This is a genomic window from Arthrobacter sp. BG5, from assembly GCF_056680155.1.
In genome coordinates this window covers 1,046,151-1,062,971 of record NZ_CM155268.1, presented here as the reverse complement: position 1 = coordinate 1,062,971, position 16,821 = coordinate 1,046,151, and the positions used below count along the sequence as shown (strand labels likewise).

The window sequence follows — 16,821 nt, the reverse complement described above, 5'->3', positions numbered from 1 at the left end:
AGGAATAGACTGGACAAGTACGTCATGCCAAGGGAGGCAAATCGGATGCACCACACAGGCGGTCCCGGCTGGCGAATTACCATGGACACCTCAGGTCCAATGCTCATAGCGCTCTACGTCCGCGACGCTGCCGGTCTGGACACCGCAGGCCACCCGGCCCTTTGCCACGTGGCCCCGAAGATCCGGTCCTCCGACCACACCCACCTCATCGAAGAGGTCGGCGGCATGCCGGCCCTGAAGACCGAATGGGAGGCGTGGTGGGCGCAACTGCTCAAGGCCCACCCGGAGATGGAGCCCGAGCTGGGACCGCCCGGGTTCCACGCCTTCGGCAACTCCCCGGCCCTCCGGCGCGTGCTTCAGGCCCACTTCGGCGCCGCCCTCAGCTGGGCCCGGGAACGCCGCGGCGAGTACCTGGCGCTCGAAGCGGAGCGGGACGCCAGCGGCGCCACGCAGCTGCTCGCCGACATGGTGGACGACCGGCTGCTGGAAGTCGGCCGGGCCGCACGCGACTTCGACCTGACCATCATCGAGCTTCCCCTCGCCGAACCTCGGGCCTGGTACCTGGAGCCGGACAAGATCATCATGAGCTCGGCCCTGCTGTCCGAGCCGGAGCTGTTCCGCAGCTACGTCCAGCCGGTCGTCGAGCTGCTGGTCTGAGACCGCGCCGGCGGTTAGGGCGCCGGCTTTTCGGCTACCGTGATGCTGACCTGCCCCGCCGGCACGTCCGCTGCCTGCCAGCCATCGCGCGAGAGCCGCGACCAGTGCTGCCCGTCCACCCGGACCTCGGTGATGGACAAGGCCTTCGCATTGGCCACCGCCCACTGCGCCACCGCCCACGCCCGGGTGTCCTGGGCCTGGACCGTCACCGTCCGGCCGGCCGCCGTCGCCGGGAGGGCGCCGAACGCGGCCGTCAGCCGCTGCCGGACCTGGCCGGCGTCCCCGGCAGCCTCCGGCTTGCGCAGCGAGCAGTCCACGCCCTGGGCGGTCTGGCCCGTCAGAGCCGACGCGAAGGCACGGGCCATGGGCTCGTGCTGGGCGTAGGCGCCCGGATACGCCGAACGCTGGACCCGCTGCGCGGCCTCGGTGATGGGAATGACCTGGTAACCCGGGACCTTTTCAAGCGCATCGTAGAACGCGTTGGTGGCGTGGTACGGATCCATCACCTGCGCCTCGGTGCCCCAGCCCTGCGAGGGGCGCTGCTGGAACAGGCCGCGCGAATCCGGGCCCGCCTGGTCGCCGTGGCCGATATTGCGCAGCTTCGATTCCTGCATGGACGTGGCCAGGGCGATGCTCGCCGCGCGCGCGGGCAACCCGCGCCGGACCGCGATGGCGCTGATGAGCGCGGCATTCGCGGCCTGGTCGGTGGCCAGGTCCTCGCCGCCGGCGCCTACCGCGGTGCAGCGTTCGGTGATCAGCGTTTCGGAGCGCTGCAGGAAGCCCACCGCCGTGTAGATGGCGCCCGCCACCATGGCCAGGGCCAGCAACAGCACGATGCGACGGCGCCAGCCACCTCTGCGTGCCACGTAACTACTCCCTCGGGCCCGCCAGGGCCGGTCCATGCTTTAGCCGGTCGGTTGTCCGCCGGTGCCTAGTTGGCGTGCAGAGCCTCGTTGAGCTCAACGGTCTGTCCCTGGCGCGGGAGTACTTCCACTTCGCCGGTGGAGGAGTTGCGGCGGAAGAGCAGGTTCGGGACGCCGGAGAGCTCCACGGCCTTGACGATCCGGCTGGTGTCCTCGCCGTCGTCGTCTTTCGGCCCGGCCACCCGCACCCGGGTGCCGGCCGTGACGTACAGGCCGGCCTCGACGACGGAGTCGTCGCCGATGCTGATGCCCACACCGGAGTTGGCACCGAGCAGGACCCGCTCGCCCAGGGAGATCTTCTCCTTGCCGCCGCCGGAGAGGGTTCCCATAATGGAGGCGCCGCCGCCGACGTCGGAGCCGTCACCGGCCACGACGCCCGCGGAAATGCGGCCCTCAACCATGGACGTGCCGAGCGTGCCGGCGTTGAAGTTCACGAACCCTTCATGCATGACCGTGGTGCCTTCGGCCAGGTGCGCGCCTAGGCGGACCCGGTCGGCGTCGGCGATCCGGACGCCGGAGGGGATGACGTAGTCGACCATCCGCGGGAACTTGTCCACGCCGTAGACGGTGACGGCGCCGCGCTTGCGCAGCCGGGCACGGGTCAGCTCGAAGTCCTCGACGGCGGCGGGGCCGAAGTTGGTCCAGACGACGTTGGGCAGCTTGCCGAAGATGCCGTCCAGGTTGATGCTGTTCGGCTTGACCAGGCGGTGCGAGAGCAGGTGCAGGCGCAGGTACGCGTCCGCGGTGTCGGCCGGGGCCTCGTCGAGGTGGATCTGGGCGAAAACGACCTTCTGTTCGGTGCCGCGGTCGGCGTCGGCGCCATGGGCGGCGATGTCCAGCAGCGACTGGTCCGCGTTGGCGACGTCGCGCAGGTTTTCCGCCGCGGTTCCGAGCGCCGGCGCCGGGAACCAGACGTCCAGCACGGTGGCCTCACCGTTACGGGTGGCGATGGTCGCGACCCCGTATCCGTAGGCGGAGCGGGCGTCGGCGGGCACGGCAGCAGAAGCGGTTTCAGTCATGGGTCAAGTCTATAGACGGCCCCCGCGCTCCCTGAAACCGGTGACGGGCGGCCGGCATATACAGTGGAACGGTGACTGAGCATACTTCGCCTGCCCGCCTGGACCTGCGCCAGGACGTTGCCCTGCTGACCGCGGACATCATCGACATTTTCAGCGTCTCCGGAGACGAACGCCGGCTGGCCGACGCCGTCGAACATGCCCTGCGTGCCATCCCGCAGCTCGAGCTGACCCGCGACGGCGACGCGATGATCGCCCGGACCAACCTCGGCCGGAGCGAGCGGGTCATCCTCGCCGGGCATCTCGACACCGTTCCGCTGCCCACCACCGAGGGCGCGCTCGGCACCGTCCCCTCGTACTGGCCCTCCGGGGCGCCGGGGGAAGGCATCCTGTACGGGCGCGGTGCCACCGACATGAAGGGCGGCGTCGCGGTGCAGCTCGCGCTCGCGGCAGGAATGTTCGACGGCGGCGCGGAGCCGGACAAGGACGTCACGTTCGTCTTTTATGACCATGAGGAAGTCGAGGGCGTCAAGAGCGGCCTCGGCCGGCTGGTGCGGAACCACGGCGGCCTGCTGGAGGGTGACTTCGCGATCCTGCTCGAACCCACGGACGGGACCGTCGAGGGCGGCTGCAACGGCACCATCCGCTTCGAGGCCATCACCGTCGGCGAGGCGGCCCACTCGGCGCGGGCCTGGATGGGCAGCAACGCGATCCATGCCGCGGCGCCCATCCTCGCCAGACTGGCCGCCTACGAACCCCGGACGGTCACGGTCGACGGACTGGACTACCGGGAGAGCCTCAACGCCGTGCGGGTCAACGGGGGCACCGCCGGCAACGTCATCCCGGACCGCTGCGTCGTGGAGATCAACTACCGCTTCGCGCCGGACAAATCCATGGAGCAGGCCGAGGAGCACGTCCGCGAACTGCTCGCCGGTTTCGAGCTGGTCCGCACCGACGGGGCCAACGGGGCCCGTCCCGGCCTGAACCACCCCGCCGCCGCTTCCTTCGTCGCCGCCGTCGGCGCGGAACCGAAGCCGAAGTACGGCTGGACCGACGTCGCGCGGTTCAGCGAACTCGGAGTCCCCGCCGTGAACTTCGGGCCGGGCGACGCGCTGCTGGCGCACAAGGACGACGAGCACGTCGACGCCGACGCGGTCCGCGAGTGCCTGCGGGCGCTGCGGAGCTGGCTGGGCGTGTAGTTCACCGGGACTTCTTCGGCCCAGGAAAGCACCAACGCAAGAGGTCCGGAACCCGACGGGGTTCCGGACCTCTTGCGTTGGCGCGTGGTGTCCGCGGCGGCCTACTTGGCCGGGGCGGTTCCGGCGACCGGGACGTGGGCCATGCCGCCGGCGGCCTTCTTGGATCCGCGCCGCTCGATCCAGATCGCGAGGCGGGAGACCGCCAGGTTGATCGCGATGTAGATGGCCGCGGCGACGAAGAACACCGGGAAGAGGTACTGCGGACCCAGGAAGTCGGCCATGACCTGGACCGCCCGGAGGAGCTCGCCGTAGGCCACGATGTACCCGAGCGAGGTGTCCTTGAGGAGCACCACCAGCTGGGCCACGAGCGAGGGGAGCATCCGGCGGATGGCCTGCGGCAGTTCGATGGTCAGCCGCGACTGGAAGCTGGTCAGGCCGATCGCCAGGCCGGCCTCACGCTGCCCCTTGGGCAGCGACTGGATGCCGGCGCGGATGATTTCGGCGAAGATGGCCGAGTTGTACAGCACCAGGCCCGCCACAACGGCGACGAAGGAGCTGGTGGCAAAGACGAGCAGCACGAACAGCATCATCAGGACCACCGGCATGCCGCGCAGGAACTCCAGCACAATGCGGGTGGGAACCCGGATCCAGGCTACGTCGGAGATGCGCATCAGGCACAGCAGCAGCCCCAGCGGGAAGGCGATCACGGCAGCCACCGCGGCGGCACTGAGCGTGGCACCGATGCCGTTGGCGATCAGGGTCCAGACGTCGGCCTGGCTGAAGATGGCCCAACGCTGGCCCTCGAAGATGCCTTGCTGGGCGAGGGTCATCACGGCCAGGACCAGCAGGGCGCCGATCACCAGCACGCCGATGACCGAGCCGATCAGGGAAACGCGGCGGGCCTTGGGACCCGGGACGTCGTAGAGAACTGAGCTCATCGTGCGATCGCCACCTTTCGTTCAACCACGTTGGCCAGGTAACCAAGCGGGACGGTAATCAGCAGGTAGAAGAACGCGACGCCAACGAGGACCCACATCACGGCATCGCCGTGGTCGTTGGCCAGCTGCTTGCCGTAGCCGAAGAGTTCCAGCACATAGAACGCGCCGGCCACGGAGGAGTTCTTCACCAGGGCGATGAGGATATTGATCAACGGCGGGATCACCGTGCGCAGGGCCTGCGGCAGGATGATCAGGGAGAGCACCTGGCCGAACTGCATGCCGATGCTGCGGGCCGCCTCGGCCTGGCCCACGGGGACGCTGTTGACGCCGGAGCGGACGGCTTCGGCGATGAAGGCCGAGGTGTAGGCGCTCAGGGCGATGATGGCCGCGATTTCGAACTGCTGGAACGTGACACCCAGGCGGGGCAGCACCACAGCGGCGAAGAAGAACGCGATGGTCAGCGGGGTGTTCCGGACAATCTCCACGTAGGCCATGCTGAAGCCGCGCAGGGCGGCGATGGGGGAGACCCGGGCAGCCGCGAGCAGGGTGCCGAAAACGAGGGCGATAATTCCCGAGACCACTGCCAGGAAGAGGGTTCTGAGAAAGCCGTCCCAGTACTGGGGCAGGCTTTCAATGATGACGTCCATAAGTTCCTTCAGCTGCGTTGAGGGGGTTCAAGCGTTACCAGGACAGTGGCGGCCGCCGGGCCGCAGGAGGACCGGCGGCCGCCACATCCGGATTAGTAGCGGTCGATCGTGGGGAGCTTCGGAGCAGTCTTGATGACAGCGCCGGCGGTTGCTTCCCAGGCCTTCTTGTAGGAACCGTCCTTGTCGAAGGCTTCCAGCTGGTCGTTGATCCAGGTGCGGAAGACCTTGTCGTCCTTCTTCAGGCCGATGCCGTACGGCTCCTTGGTGAAGGTCTCGTCGGAGGCCAGCTTGAAGGCGTCCGGCTCCTTGTTGACGAACCCGGCCAGGATGACGTTGTCGGTGGTGATGGCTTCAACCTGCTTGTTGCGCAGCGGCTCAAGGCAGGCGGAGTAGGTGGCGGCGGGGACCAGGACGGCGCCGTACTTTTCCACGATGGTCGAGGCAGGGGTGGAACCGGTCACGGAGCAGACCTTCTTGCCCTTGACGTCCTCGGGCTTGGTGATCGAGGTGTTGTCCTTGTTCACCATCAGCGCCTGGCCGGCCTCGTAGTACGGGCCGGCGAAGTCGACTTCGGTCTTGCGCTTGTCGTTGATCGTGTAGGTGGCGACGATCAGGTCAACCTTGCCCTGCTTGATGAACTGCTCGCGGTTGGCAGAAACCGTCTCGACCCACTCGATCTTGTCGGCGGAGATGCCCAGCTTCGCGGCGAGCAGCTTGCCGATCTCAACGTCGAAGCCGACCGGCTTGCCGTCGAGGCCCTTCTGGCCGAAGAGCGGCTGGTCGAACTTGGTGCCGATGGTGACCTTGCCGGCGGAGGAAAGCTTGGCCATGGTGCTGTCGGCGGCGAAGCTCGGCTTCTCGGCTACGGGCGGGTTGGAAGTGGAGGAGCTGCCGCCGCACGCGCTCAGGCTCAGGGCCAAAGCTGCCGATGCGGCAACCAGAAGGGATTTCCTTCGGGTCAAAAATGCCATCATGACATTCCTTTCATTGGTCGGCTGCCTCACGGCAGCCTGGATGCGAACTCTGCGGAAAATCGGGAACGGGGGTTCAGGCCGGGAGCGCTTAGTGGGTCAGGAGCTTGGACAGGAAGTCCTTGGCCCGGTCGCTCTTCGGGTTGGTGAAGAACTCCTCGGGCGTCGCGTCCTCGACGATCTGGCCGTCGGCCATAAACACCACGCGGTCGGCTGCCTTGCGGGCGAAGCCCATCTCGTGGGTGACCACGATCATCGTCATGCCTTCCTTGGCCAGCTGGATCATGACGTCGAGGACCTCGTTGATCATTTCCGGGTCCAGCGCGGAGGTGGGCTCGTCAAAGAGCATCACCTTCGGCTTCATGGCCAGGGCGCGGGCGATCGCGACGCGCTGCTGCTGCCCGCCGGAGAGCTGGGCCGGCAGCTTCGGCGCCTGGTGCCCGACGCCGACGCGCTCCAGCAGTGCCATGGCGTCCTTGTCGGCCTCGGACTTGGACGCACCCTTGACCTTGATCGGGCCGAGTGTGACGTTTTCCAGGATCGTCTTGTGCGCGAACAGGTTGAAGGACTGGAAGACCATCCCGACGTCGGCGCGCAGCTTCGCCAGCTCCTTGCCTTCCTCGGGCAGTTCCTTGCCGTCAATCCTGATGACGCCGTCGTCGATGGTTTCCAACCGGTTGATGGCACGGCAGAGCGTTGACTTGCCGGAGCCCGAGGGGCCGATGACAACAACGACCTCTCCCTTGCGGACGTTCAGATTGATGTCCTTGAGGACGTGCAACTGGCCGTAATGCTTGTTCACGGCATTCAGGGAGACGAGGGCATCGCCGGGCACTTGAGTAGTCATAAGAAGAATCTAGCGAACATTAGCGGAATATGACCGCAATCACTCGGAGTTGGTCCACATCGTGACCCAAGAGATATCCGCAGGTCAGGGTCCTGCCGCCCGGTCCAACAAGGCCGACGTGCCGGGGCGCCGGGGCTGCCGATCCGCGCTAGCCTATGGGCATGAGTACCGAGCCGCAGCCCACCGAAGACCAGGACCCCGCGACGAAGGCAGGTTCCGGGCGGCGGGACGCCGCGCCGGCCAACGGGATCCGGCACAAGGGTCCGCTGGAATTGCGCCGCAAGGCGGCCAGGGTCACGATGTCCGACCAGACGCTGCTGGACACCAAGGGCCCCGGGCAGTTTGTGCACACCGACCCGTGGCGGGTACTGCGGATCCAGAGCGAATTCGTTGAAGGCTTCGGCGCCCTCGCCGACCTCGGCCCGGCGGTCAGTGTGTTCGGCTCGGCCCGGACCGTGCCGGGCAGCCTCAACTACGAGCTGGGCGTCGAGGTGGGCCGCAGGCTGGCCGAAGCAGGGCTGGCCGTGATCACCGGCGGCGGTCCCGGCTCCATGGAAGCGGCCAACAAAGGCGCGGTCCAGGGCAACGGCGTATCGGTGGGCCTCGGGATCGAGCTGCCCTTCGAGCAGGGCATGAACCAGTGGGTGGACCTGGGCATCAACTTCCGGTACTTCTTCGCGCGGAAGACCATGTTCGTGAAGTACGCGCAGGGCTTCATCGTGCTGCCCGGCGGCCTCGGCACCCTGGATGAGCTCTTCGAAGCGATGGTCCTGGTCCAGACCCGCAAGGTGACCTCGTTCCCGATCGTGCTGATCGGGACCGCGTTCTGGAGCCCGATGCTGGAATGGATCCAGACGACCCTGGTCGCCGAGGGCATGATGTCGGAGGAAGACCTCGACCTGGTGCAGGTGGTCGACGATCCTGCGCTCGCCGTCGAGCTCATCGTCGAAGGTGCCGCCCGCCACCGCAACCCGAACGGGAACAACCCCAGTACTGGGAACGGCAGCGCTGGGAACGGCAGCTCCGGAAACAACGGCGCCGGCACCGGCGGCAACGGCCCGCGGGGCTGAGCAGCCCGCACGGCCGCGTCTGGCACGATGGAGCTGTGAGTTTCTTCCTGGTCTTCGTGGCGATCGTGCTGGCCGCCGTCGTCATCCTTGTCGGCACCGACCTGGCCTCCCGGATCTTCCGCCGCCGCGCCGGAGAGCAGCCCTTCAACGACGGCTTCGACGAGCCGGTGGCCTCGCTGCCGGCCGTGCTGCTGCCCGCCGATGCGGCACCCGCCGACGTCGAGAAGGTCCGGTTCGCCGTCGGCGTGCGGGGCTACCGGATGGACCAGGTGGACCAGGTTCTCGACGAGCTCCGCGACCAGATCGCCCGGAAGGACCGCGAAATTGCCGGCCTCCGCGCGGAACTGGAACGCGCCCGGCCGGAACCCGCCCAGCTCGAACGCGCGCAGCCGGAACGCGCCCAGCCGGAATCTAACCCGGCCACGGCGCCGGACGCGGCCCCGTGAACTCCACCGCACAGGACGGCCTGAACTCTGCCGTGTGGAGCCGAATTACGGCTGCCGGCACCCACGCCGCCCGCTGGCCGTGGTGGCTGCAGGTCGGCGGCCTCTACCTCGCCGCCCGCCTGGTCAGTGCCTGCATCTTCATGGCGGCAGCCCTGCACCAGGGCGTGAACCCCTGGTTTCCGGCGAAACCGGACTACTGGAACTTCATCAACATCTGGGACGCGCGCTGGTACGGCGAGGCGCTGCGCAACGGCTATCCCACCGAACTGCCAACCGACGACGCCGGCAACGTCCAGGAGAACGCCTGGGCCTTCTACCCGCTTTTCCCGCTGCTGGGCCGCTCGCTCACCGGGCTGACGGGGATCGCGCCCGCGGCCTCGCTGACTGTCATCGCCATGCTCTCCGGCCTGGCGGCCTCCCTGGTGGTCTACCGTCTGTTCCGGGTTAAGGCCACCCACCGCACCGCGCTCTCGGGCGTGTTGTTCTTCAGCACTTTTCCGGTCGCGGCGGTGCTGCAGGTGCCGTACGCGGAGTCGCTGAACCTGCTGTTGCTGGCCGGCGCCCTGCTGCTGGTGGTGCGCCGGCGCTACCTCCGGGCCATTCCGGTGGTGCTCTTGATGTGCCTGTCCAGGCCCACGGGCGTGCCGTTCGCTGCGATGGCCGGCCTGCTGTTCCTGTACCGCGTCTATCCGCACCTTGTCGCGCGGTTCCGCGGCCGGCCCGCTGTCGATGCCCAACACGGCCACTACGGCACGCCGGCCGGTGCGCGGCACAGCCCCGCCGAGCTGTGGTCCCTGGCGGGCCTCGCCGCGGCCAGCGGCGTCGGCGCGCTGCTGTGGCCGGCCGTCGCCTGGGTGCTCACCGGCGACCTCCAGGCCTACACCAAGACCGAAACCGTGTGGCGCGGGCACGACCTGGTGCCGTTCAAACCGTGGTTCGATACCGGCGTCCAGCTGTTCGGACCCGTCCTCGGACTGCTGGCGCCGTTTGTCTTCGTCGCCGCCTTCGTCCTGCTGATGATGTCGCGGCCGGTTGCCGCGCTGGGCACGGAACTGCGGCTCTGGTGCGTTTGTTACGTGGGCTATCTGCTGGTGTTCCTGCACCCGCAGACCAGCACCTTCCGGATGCTCCTGCCGCTGTTCCCGCTGGCCCTCGGCGCGGCCCTGGTTTCACGCTCCCGCGCCTACCGCGGGACCGTTGTTATCATGTTTTTTCTGCTCCAGGTCGTGTGGGTTGTGTGGCTCTGGGCCTGGGCCCAGCTGCCCGGCGGCGGCGACTATCCGCCGTGACCCCGAACACCTTTGCGGACCGGGAATGCGGCATTCCGTGGGGCCTGGGAAAGTCCATCGATTAGCTACAAGCGCGTAATTACGGGATAATGGGCCATAAGCTAAGGAAAACTGAGTGTTGAGCCACGGCGGCTGCTCCATCGCCGCCGGGCGGCTTGTTTGACCAAGCGGACACAGCCCGGCCGGGCTGGTAAGTCACGGGACTACTGGAGGGGATATTCCTCATGGCGGCTATGAAACCACGCACCGGCGACGGCCCTATGGAAGTGACCAAAGAGGGTCGCAGCCTGATCATGCGGGTTCCGCTCGAAGGCGGGGGACGGCTTGTGGTCGAACTCAACGCTGCAGAAGCGACAAACCTCAAGGAATGCCTGGTCGGCGTTACCGAATAGCTTCTTCGTCGCTCTCGAAGGGGCCCGCAGCCTGACGGCGGCGGGCCCCTTCGGCGCGTCCGGGGCTACTTCTTGACGGCCACCAGCAGCCCGTCGCCGGTGGGCAGCATGGCCGAGGCGAGACGGTCGTCGTCGCGGATGGACTTGCCGATCTGGCGCAGCACCACCGTGGTTGCCTCGCGGGCCGCGGGGTTGGAAACCCGGTCCTTATCCAGGGCGTCGTTGACGATCAGCAGGCCGCCGGACTTGAGCAGCCGGATGGCCTGCTCGACGTAGCTGGGGTAGTTGGGCTTATCCGCATCGATGAACACCAGGTCGTAGGCGCCGTCCGTCAGGCGCGGCAGCACGTCACCGGCGCGGCCGGAAATGGTGCGGGTGCGGTTGGCCGGGCTGCCGGCCTCCTGGAAGGACTCACGGGCGGCGCGCAGGTGCTCGACGTCGACGTCGATCGTGGTCAGGACGGCCTGCGGGCCGAGGCCCCGCAGGATGCAGACGCCGGAGACGCCGGCGCCGGTGCCGATTTCCACCGCGGTCTGCGCCTTCGAAGCGGCGGCGAGGACCGTCAGGACGGCGCCGACGCCGGGCCCGATCGGGGTGACGCCCAGTTCGAAAGACCGTTCGCGCGCGTGCAACAGAACCTCGTCCTCGGCAGGCAGATCTTCTGCGTAGGACCAGCTCGTGGACTTATCGGCGCTCATGGGTATCGCTTTCCGGGCAGGAGGGGAGTGTTTCATACAGCGTACTGTGTTCTGCAGGCTCTTCGGCGTTCCGCCGTGGGCGGAAGAACAGGCGACGTCAGGAAATTCCCAGCTTATTTTGAAATGATGGTTATCCGCTCATCCGCGTGGTGATCGGCGCCGAATTAGGGGTGTAGGAGCTTGCAACAGCAAGTGCCATCCAGGCGTAAGCACCATCCGCGAGGGGAGTGGACAATGTCGGTTCTGGCAGCTGTCCCTGTAACTGATGAGTCCCAGCCCACGGCCGAGGCCGAGTGGGTCAGGCCGACGTGGGAAGAGGTGGTGACCAACCACTCCGCCAAGGTCTACCGCCTGGCGTACCGGCTCACCGGCAACAAGTACGACGCCGAGGACCTCACGCAGGAAGTCTTCGTCCGCGTCTTCCGCTCGCTGGAGAACTTCAAGCCCGGCACTCTCGACGGCTGGCTGCACCGCATCACGACCAACCTTTTCCTGGACCAGGCCCGGCGCAAGAGCCGGATCCGCTTCGACGCGCTGGCCGAAGACGCGGAATCGCGCATTCCCGGCCGCGAGCCCGGCCCGGAACAAAGCTTTGAATTCAACAACCTGGACCTGGACGTGCAGGCCGCCCTGGAGGAGTTGCCGCCGGATTTCCGCGCCGCGGTGGTGCTGTGCGATCTGGAAGGCTTGTCCTACGATGAGGTCGCCGTGGCGCTGGACGTCAAGCTCGGCACCGTCAGGTCCCGGATCCACCGCGGACGGACGATGCTGCGCGAGAAGCTTGCGCACCGCGACCCCCGGCCGCAGCCGGCATCGAAGCAGTCCCTGAAGCCGCGGCTCAAGATGCCGCGCATCGCCGGCCTCCTCTGAACCGGGCAATGGGTCAACTGAAGCACTTCCTGGGTGGCCTTGCGTGCGAATACTTCGGCCGCAGGCCGCGGCGCACCCGGCGCGCGGCGCAGCCGGGCGGCAGGGCCCAGCAGCGGCACCGCAAACACCTTGAGCGGTGCACTGCGTGCCGCGAGCGGCAGCAGCGCGAACGCCAATACCTCGAACGGCTCCGCGGTGCGGCTGTGCCCGCCGCCAGCGAGGACCTGACTGCCCGCCTGCTGGCCCGCACCGGTGCACTGGCCGCCGGACAGGAGAACGCTGCGGCCGAGGGTGCTCCCGCGCAACCGCGGCCTCCGGCGGCCCCGCAGCGGGGCGTGCCGCGCCGGGGGCGGTCGCTGCGGCTCTCCGTCCGGATCGCCGGCGCAGTGGCTGCGGGCGGGGTCCTGATGGGCGGCGCCGCCTACCTGATGGGCGGCGAGACGGCCCTGCCCGCCGATGAGGCGTTCACCTCGGCGTTCGCCGCCCGGAGCGACGCCGGCCCGGCGCTGTCCGCCGAGAGCGTCGCCGGGGCCGCATGGAAACTCAGCAGCGGACCCGACGTCGCGCCCGCCGGGTCGCTGACCGCCGGGCAGCTCGCCCAACTGCGTGCCCGCGGCTGGGCGTGCCCGGAACTGCGGGAGCTGGGCTACCACCTCGTCTGGGCCCGTGGCGGCGTCGCCGACGGCTCCGAGGTCCTGGAGCTTCGCCTCACCGACGGCCGGCACTTCGCCACGGTCCTGGAACAGCATGCCGGCGGCGCCGCGGACCACTCCGGCGCGGCGGCCGCCCGGCACGGCGCGGGCCAGCCGGCCGCTGCGCCGCCGGTCAACGTGCTGACCGGGCACCCTGCCACCGAGGACGGCTTCGTCGCGGCGCCGCTGGACACGGCCGCGGCGGGCGGTCCGGCCCTGCCGGCCGGGGACCTCTGGGTCAACCGGCAGGGCCCCTTCCGGGCCATCTACCGGACCCCGGCAGCCACTTTTACGTACATCTCCGAACTCCCGGCGGAACAGGCCGACGACGGCGTGGGCGCCCTGGTGCACGCGCGCCCCGCCAAGGCCGCCGCACGGCCTAACACCGAGGCGGTGCCCGACCGGCTGGAGCGCGGCCTGGAGCGCATCGTGGAGCTGTTCGCCCGATGATGCGACGCGCCCTCCCGCTCCCTGGCGGGGTCCGCCGGTCTGGCCGCAGCGGCGTCCTGGCCGAATCGCCGCGCACCGGCGTGAGAGGGTAATCTTCCTAGAGTGCTTGGAATCAACGGACCGGAGTTCATACTTCTGCTGATCATCGGCCTTTTGGTGATCGGCCCCAGCAGACTGCCCGAATACACCCAGAAGCTGGCCAACATCGTCAAGGAAGTCCGGCGGATGGCATCCGGCGCCCGTGAGCAGATCAAGGAAGAAGTCGGCATCGACATCGACGATGTGGACTGGAAGAAATACGATCCCCGGCAGTACGACCCGCGGCGGATAATCAAGGAAGCGCTCCTGGAGGACGACTCCAAGCCCGTAAGTGCCGGGGCACCCGCGGCGGTCGCCACCGCCGAGGAGCACCGCCCCGCACGGGTGGTTGAACGGCTGCCCGAGGGTGCGGCCGCGCCGTTCGACTCCGAGGCCACCTAAGCGGGAAGTCGTCGGGCCGGAGCGGGGCCGGCGCGCGTCAGCGCGGCTGCAGGCCCAGCGACATGCCTTTGAGGCCGCGCGGGCTGGATGCCAACTTGCCGGCAATGCCGGCCAGTGCCTGCGCTGCCGGCGTTTCGGGGCGGCCCAGCACCAGCGGGACCCCGCTGTCACCGCCTTCGCGCAGCAGGATGTCGAGCGGGATCTGGCCCAGCAGCGGCACCTCGGCGCCGACCGTGGCGGTGAGCCGTTCGGCGAGCACGGCGCCGCCGCCGCTGCCGAAGAGATCCATCCGGCCGCCGTCGGGCATTTCCAGATAGGACATGTTTTCCACCACGCCGGCCACCGACTGGCCGGTCTGGACCGCGATCGCCCCGGCCCGCTCGGCAACGTCGGCGGCAGCGGCCTGCGGCGTGGTGACCACCAGGATCTGCGCCTTGGGCAGCAGCTGGGCCACGGAGATGGCGATGTCGCCGGTGCCGGGCGGCAAGTCGAGGAAGAGGGCGTCCAGGTCGCCGAAGTAGACGTCGGTGAGGAACTGCTCCAGGGCGCGGTGCAGCATCGGCCCGCGCCAGGCCACCGGCTGGTTGCCCGTGACGAACATGCCGATGGAGATGACTTTGACGCCGTAGGCCACCGGCGGCAGGATCATGTCATCCACCCGGGTGGGTGCCTGGCTGATGCCCATCAGCGCCGGGACCGAGAAACCGTACACATCGGCGTCGACGATCCCCACCCGGAGCCCCTGCGCCGCCAAGGCGCAGGCCAGGTTCACGGTCACCGAGGATTTTCCCACCCCGCCCTTGCCGCTCGCCACGGCATACACCTTGGTCAGGGAGCCCGGCGCATTGAACGGGATGCCGCGCTGCCCGCCGGGGCCGCGCAGCCGCTCCTTGAGCGCATCGCGCTGTTCCTGGCTCATGACCTTGAGCTCGACGTCGACGGCGGTGACGCCCGGCACGGCGGCCAGCGCCGCCTCGCAGTCAGCGGTGATGGTGCCGCGCAGCGGGCAGCCCGCGATGGTCAGGAGGACGGTGATCGATGCCCGGCCGCCGTCGGAGACGTCCACCGCCTCAACCATGCCGAGTTCGGTGATGGGGCGGCGCAGTTCCGGGTCGATCACGGTGGCCAGTGCCGCGTGCACGGCCTGTTCCAGGGCGGAGGCCGGGGCTGATCCGTGCGGGGTGCTCATTGCGGGGTGTGGCTCAGCTTTCGGGGAGGGTGCGTGGGGCGGACGGTTCCGGGTTGTCCGGCCCGCCCTCGGTCCTGGCGTCGCTCCGGACGCGGGGGATCTGCTGGGTTCGGGGGCTGCGCTGTTTGTCGCGGCGTTCCTTGAGTTTTTCCCTGACCTTCTCGCGCGGGGACTCTTGGACGCCGGCGGACGGGTCGTGGCTGCGTAGTTCCTCCTGTGCCTCCAGCATGTCCTCAAGCAGGCTGCGCAGCTCGGCCCGGACGTAGTCGCGGGTGGCGACTTCGCGCAGGGCAATGCGCAGCGAGGCCAGCTCCCGGGTCAGGTACTCGGTGTCGGAGAGGTTCCGTTCGGCGCGCTGGCGGTCCTGCTGCAGCGAGACGCGGTCCCGGTCGTCCTGCCGGTTTTGCGCGAGCAGCAGCAGCGGGGCGGCATAGGACGCCTGCAGCGACAACATCAGGGTCAGCAGCGTGAAGCCGAGGGCCCGCGAGTCGAACTGCCACTCCAGCGGAGCGAAGGTGTTCCATCCCAGCCAGACGACCACGAACACCGTCATGTACACGAGGAACTGCGGTGTGCCCATAAAGCGGGCAAAGCCTTCCGTGGCGTGGCCGAACGCGTCCGGGTTGGGGGAGAATTTCGGCAGGATCCGCTGCCGGCCGCTCAGCGGGGTGTCGAGGCTGCCGGTGGTCCGTGCTCCCGGGCGGACGTTGGAGTTCCGTTGCGTGCTGATATCAGCCAATGCGGCCTCCAAGCTTCCTTATCGGGGCGTCGTCCTCGTGGGCGCGCCAGTCATCGGGCAACAGATGATCAAGCACGTCATCAACAGTCACCGCCCCGACGAGCCGGCCGTCGTCGTTGACCACGGGGAGTGAGTTGAGGTTGTACGTGGCGAGGGCGCGCGCGACCTCGCTGATGTGGGCCTGGTCCGAGACCGGTTCGAGGTTCTTGTCCACGAGGTTGCCCAGCGGTTCCGGCGGCGGATAGCGGAGCAGTTGCTGGATGTGCACGACGCCGAGGAACCGCCCCGTCGGCGTCTCGAGCGGCGGCCGGGCGATGAAGATCGAGGAGGCCAGCGCGGGGGAGAGCTCCTCGCGCCGGACGTGGGCGAGGGCCTCGGCGACGGTCGCTTCCGGGGGCAGGATGACCGGGACAGGGGTCATCAGGCCGCCGGCGGTGTCCTCGTCGTATTCGAGCAGGCGGCGCACGTCCTCGGCGCCTTCGGGTTCCATCAGCTGCAGCAGTTCCTCGGCCTGCGCGCTGGGCAGTTCGGCGAGGAGGTCGGCGGCGTCGTCGGGGTCCATCTCCTCCAGCACGTCGGCGGCGCGCTCGACGTCGAGGGCGGAGAGGATCTCCACCTGGTCGCCCTCCGGCATTTCCTGCAGCACGTCGGCGAGGCGTTCGTCCTGGAGTTCACTGGCCACCTCGAAGCGGCGCTTGTCGCTCATCTCCTGCAGCGCCTCGGCAAAGTCGGCGGGCTTGAGGTCCTCGTGCGTGGCGACGAACGCGGTGGCGGCCTGGGGCTCGGTGCGGGCACCCTGCTGGGCATCGGCCCAGTCGATGATCATGGTCTCGTTGCGGCGCAGCCGGCTCAGGGGCGAGAGCGAGTGGCCGCGGCGGACGAAGAGTTTGCTGACGAACCAGTCGCCGGAGCGGTGCCGGTCCATCGCGATGTCCTCGATGGTGGCGTCGCCGCTGCCATCGGCGAGGGTCACGCGGCGGTCGAACATTTCGGCGACCACGAGCATTTCCGCGCCGCGCTGTTCGAAGCGGCGCAGGTTCACCAGCCCGGTGCAGATGACCTGGGTCTGGTCGATCGAGGTGATGCGGGTCATCGGCACGAACACTCGTTTCTTGCCCGGGACCTCGACGACGATGCCGACCACGTGCGGGGCGCCCCGGTTGCCGCGTGAGAGCACCACGACGTCGCGCAGCCGGCCCAGACGGTCGCCCAAGGGGTCGAAGACGTCCAGTCCGAGGAGGCGCGCGACAAATACCCGCGAAAGAGTTGTGCTCACACCTACAGGCTACCGAGTCCGCTCTCTTTTCG

The 16,821-nt window shown here is 68.5% G+C and carries 19 protein-coding genes; 9 read left to right on the top strand and 10 right to left on the bottom strand.

Features of this window, described 5'->3' with window-relative positions:
- Positions 1–45 precede the first annotated feature (45 nt).
- Positions 46–657: a hypothetical protein gene (locus AC1MBE_RS04780; RefSeq protein ID WP_479781159.1), complete on the top strand. Its 612-nt coding sequence runs from the start codon at positions 46–48 to the stop codon at positions 655–657.
- 14 nt (positions 658–671) lie between these two features.
- Here AC1MBE_RS04780 and AC1MBE_RS04775 read toward each other — a convergent pair whose 3' ends face one another.
- Together AC1MBE_RS04775 and dapD are read right to left on the bottom strand one after the other, a co-directional pair.
- On the bottom strand, positions 672–1,523 hold the full coding sequence (locus AC1MBE_RS04775) for a hypothetical protein (RefSeq protein WP_479781157.1): 852 nt from the start codon (positions 1,521–1,523) through the stop codon (positions 672–674).
- 65 nt (positions 1,524–1,588) lie between these two features.
- Positions 1,589–2,599 (bottom strand): 2,3,4,5-tetrahydropyridine-2,6-dicarboxylate N-succinyltransferase, encoded by a 1,011-nt coding sequence (dapD, locus tag AC1MBE_RS04770; RefSeq protein ID WP_479781155.1) that lies wholly within the window; start codon positions 2,597–2,599, stop codon positions 1,589–1,591.
- Between the two features lie 71 nt (positions 2,600–2,670).
- Between dapD and dapE the strand changes: the two genes are divergently transcribed.
- Positions 2,671–3,795, top strand: a complete 1,125-nt coding sequence (gene dapE / locus AC1MBE_RS04765) for a succinyl-diaminopimelate desuccinylase (RefSeq protein ID WP_479781153.1) — start codon at positions 2,671–2,673, stop codon at positions 3,793–3,795.
- 101 nt (positions 3,796–3,896) lie between these two features.
- Here the strand turns inward: dapE and AC1MBE_RS04760 are convergent, their stop codons facing one another.
- From AC1MBE_RS04760 to AC1MBE_RS04745, 4 genes are all read right to left on the bottom strand, one after another.
- Positions 3,897–4,733 (bottom strand): amino acid ABC transporter permease, encoded by an 837-nt coding sequence (locus AC1MBE_RS04760; RefSeq protein WP_479781151.1) that lies wholly within the window; start codon positions 4,731–4,733, stop codon positions 3,897–3,899.
- Complete coding sequence (locus AC1MBE_RS04755) at positions 4,730–5,380, bottom strand: amino acid ABC transporter permease (RefSeq protein ID WP_479781149.1); 651 nt, start codon at positions 5,378–5,380, stop codon at positions 4,730–4,732. Before AC1MBE_RS04755 ends, AC1MBE_RS04760 begins: the two co-directional genes overlap by 4 nt.
- A 92-nt stretch (positions 5,381–5,472) precedes the next feature.
- A complete protein-coding gene (locus AC1MBE_RS04750) occupies positions 5,473–6,354 on the bottom strand; it encodes a glutamate ABC transporter substrate-binding protein (protein ID WP_479781147.1) in 882 nt (293 codons plus the stop codon).
- Between the two features lie 88 nt (positions 6,355–6,442).
- Complete coding sequence (locus AC1MBE_RS04745) at positions 6,443–7,198, bottom strand: amino acid ABC transporter ATP-binding protein (RefSeq protein ID WP_479781145.1); 756 nt, start codon at positions 7,196–7,198, stop codon at positions 6,443–6,445.
- A gap of 155 nt (positions 7,199–7,353) precedes the next feature.
- On the opposite strand from AC1MBE_RS04745, the gene AC1MBE_RS04740 reads away from it, so the two are divergent.
- The 4 genes from AC1MBE_RS04740 to AC1MBE_RS04725 all read left to right on the top strand — a co-directional run bounded on the left by AC1MBE_RS04740 (position 7,354) and on the right by AC1MBE_RS04725 (position 10,395).
- Positions 7,354–8,268: an LOG family protein gene (locus AC1MBE_RS04740; protein ID WP_479781144.1), complete on the top strand. Its 915-nt coding sequence runs from the start codon at positions 7,354–7,356 to the stop codon at positions 8,266–8,268.
- Positions 8,269–8,303: 35 nt separating this feature from the next.
- Entirely contained in the window at positions 8,304–8,714 is a 411-nt protein-coding gene (locus tag AC1MBE_RS04735) for a DivIVA domain-containing protein (RefSeq protein WP_479781143.1), read from the top strand.
- Positions 8,715–8,734: 20 nt separating this feature from the next.
- A complete protein-coding gene (locus AC1MBE_RS04730; protein ID WP_479782480.1) occupies positions 8,735–10,003 on the top strand; it encodes a hypothetical protein in 1,269 nt (422 codons plus the stop codon).
- Between the two features lie 224 nt (positions 10,004–10,227).
- Positions 10,228–10,395: a DUF3117 domain-containing protein gene (locus AC1MBE_RS04725; RefSeq protein ID WP_079550332.1), complete on the top strand. Its 168-nt coding sequence runs from the start codon at positions 10,228–10,230 to the stop codon at positions 10,393–10,395.
- A gap of 65 nt (positions 10,396–10,460) precedes the next feature.
- Here the strand turns inward: AC1MBE_RS04725 and AC1MBE_RS04720 are convergent, their stop codons facing one another.
- Positions 10,461–11,093 carry an O-methyltransferase gene (locus tag AC1MBE_RS04720; protein ID WP_479781142.1) on the bottom strand — a complete coding sequence of 211 codons (633 nt, stop codon included), beginning with the start codon at positions 11,091–11,093 and terminating at the stop codon, positions 10,461–10,463.
- 234 nt (positions 11,094–11,327) lie between these two features.
- Between AC1MBE_RS04720 and sigE the strand changes: the two genes are divergently transcribed.
- The 3 genes from sigE to AC1MBE_RS04705 all read left to right on the top strand — a co-directional run bounded on the left by sigE (position 11,328) and on the right by AC1MBE_RS04705 (position 13,585).
- On the top strand, positions 11,328–11,963 hold the full coding sequence (gene sigE, locus AC1MBE_RS04715; protein WP_346959600.1) for an RNA polymerase sigma factor SigE: 636 nt from the start codon (positions 11,328–11,330) through the stop codon (positions 11,961–11,963).
- A gap of 8 nt (positions 11,964–11,971) precedes the next feature.
- Complete coding sequence (locus AC1MBE_RS04710; protein ID WP_479781141.1) at positions 11,972–13,105, top strand: hypothetical protein; 1,134 nt, start codon at positions 11,972–11,974, stop codon at positions 13,103–13,105.
- 102 nt (positions 13,106–13,207) lie between these two features.
- Positions 13,208–13,585 carry a twin-arginine translocase TatA/TatE family subunit gene (locus AC1MBE_RS04705; RefSeq protein ID WP_479781140.1) on the top strand — a complete coding sequence of 126 codons (378 nt, stop codon included), beginning with the start codon at positions 13,208–13,210 and terminating at the stop codon, positions 13,583–13,585.
- 37 nt (positions 13,586–13,622) lie between these two features.
- On the opposite strand, the gene AC1MBE_RS04700 is transcribed toward AC1MBE_RS04705, so the two are convergent.
- The 3 genes from AC1MBE_RS04700 to AC1MBE_RS04690 are packed head-to-tail and all read right to left on the bottom strand — an operon-like array spanning position 13,623 to position 16,789.
- The gene (locus AC1MBE_RS04700) at positions 13,623–14,774 is read right to left on the bottom strand and encodes an Mrp/NBP35 family ATP-binding protein (RefSeq protein WP_479781139.1); all 1,152 of its coding nucleotides are present in this window, start codon (positions 14,772–14,774) and stop codon (positions 13,623–13,625) included.
- A gap of 13 nt (positions 14,775–14,787) precedes the next feature.
- On the bottom strand, positions 14,788–15,525 hold the full coding sequence (locus AC1MBE_RS04695) for a DUF1003 domain-containing protein (RefSeq protein WP_479781138.1): 738 nt from the start codon (positions 15,523–15,525) through the stop codon (positions 14,788–14,790).
- Entirely contained in the window at positions 15,506–16,789 is a 1,284-nt protein-coding gene (locus AC1MBE_RS04690; RefSeq protein WP_479781137.1) for a magnesium transporter MgtE N-terminal domain-containing protein, read from the bottom strand. The genes AC1MBE_RS04695 and AC1MBE_RS04690 overlap by 20 nt, the downstream gene beginning before the upstream one ends.
- Positions 16,790–16,821 lie beyond the last annotated feature (32 nt).

What these genes read in the sequence shown, in the direction of transcription:
- AC1MBE_RS04745 (WP_479781145.1), bottom strand. Translation starts at nt 7,198, where the DNA reads ATGACTACTCAAGTGCCCGGCGATGCCCTCGTCTCCCTGAATGCCGTG.
- AC1MBE_RS04710 (WP_479781141.1), top strand. Translation starts at nt 11,972, where the DNA reads ATGGGTCAACTGAAGCACTTCCTGGGTGGCCTTGCGTGCGAATACTTC.
- AC1MBE_RS04720 (WP_479781142.1), bottom strand. Translation starts at nt 11,093, where the DNA reads ATGAGCGCCGATAAGTCCACGAGCTGGTCCTACGCAGAAGATCTGCCT.
- sigE (WP_346959600.1), top strand. Translation starts at nt 11,328, where the DNA reads ATGTCGGTTCTGGCAGCTGTCCCTGTAACTGATGAGTCCCAGCCCACG.
- AC1MBE_RS04760 (WP_479781151.1), bottom strand. Translation starts at nt 4,733, where the DNA reads ATGAGCTCAGTTCTCTACGACGTCCCGGGTCCCAAGGCCCGCCGCGTT.
- AC1MBE_RS04755 (WP_479781149.1), bottom strand. Translation starts at nt 5,380, where the DNA reads ATGGACGTCATCATTGAAAGCCTGCCCCAGTACTGGGACGGCTTTCTC.
- AC1MBE_RS04780 (WP_479781159.1), top strand. Translation starts at nt 46, where the DNA reads ATGCACCACACAGGCGGTCCCGGCTGGCGAATTACCATGGACACCTCA.
- AC1MBE_RS04750 (WP_479781147.1), bottom strand. Translation starts at nt 6,354, where the DNA reads ATGATGGCATTTTTGACCCGAAGGAAATCCCTTCTGGTTGCCGCATCG.
- AC1MBE_RS04725 (WP_079550332.1), top strand. Translation starts at nt 10,228, where the DNA reads ATGGCGGCTATGAAACCACGCACCGGCGACGGCCCTATGGAAGTGACC.
- AC1MBE_RS04700 (WP_479781139.1), bottom strand. Translation starts at nt 14,774, where the DNA reads ATGAGCACCCCGCACGGATCAGCCCCGGCCTCCGCCCTGGAACAGGCC.
- AC1MBE_RS04740 (WP_479781144.1), top strand. Translation starts at nt 7,354, where the DNA reads ATGGGCATGAGTACCGAGCCGCAGCCCACCGAAGACCAGGACCCCGCG.
- dapD (WP_479781155.1), bottom strand. Translation starts at nt 2,599, where the DNA reads ATGACTGAAACCGCTTCTGCTGCCGTGCCCGCCGACGCCCGCTCCGCC.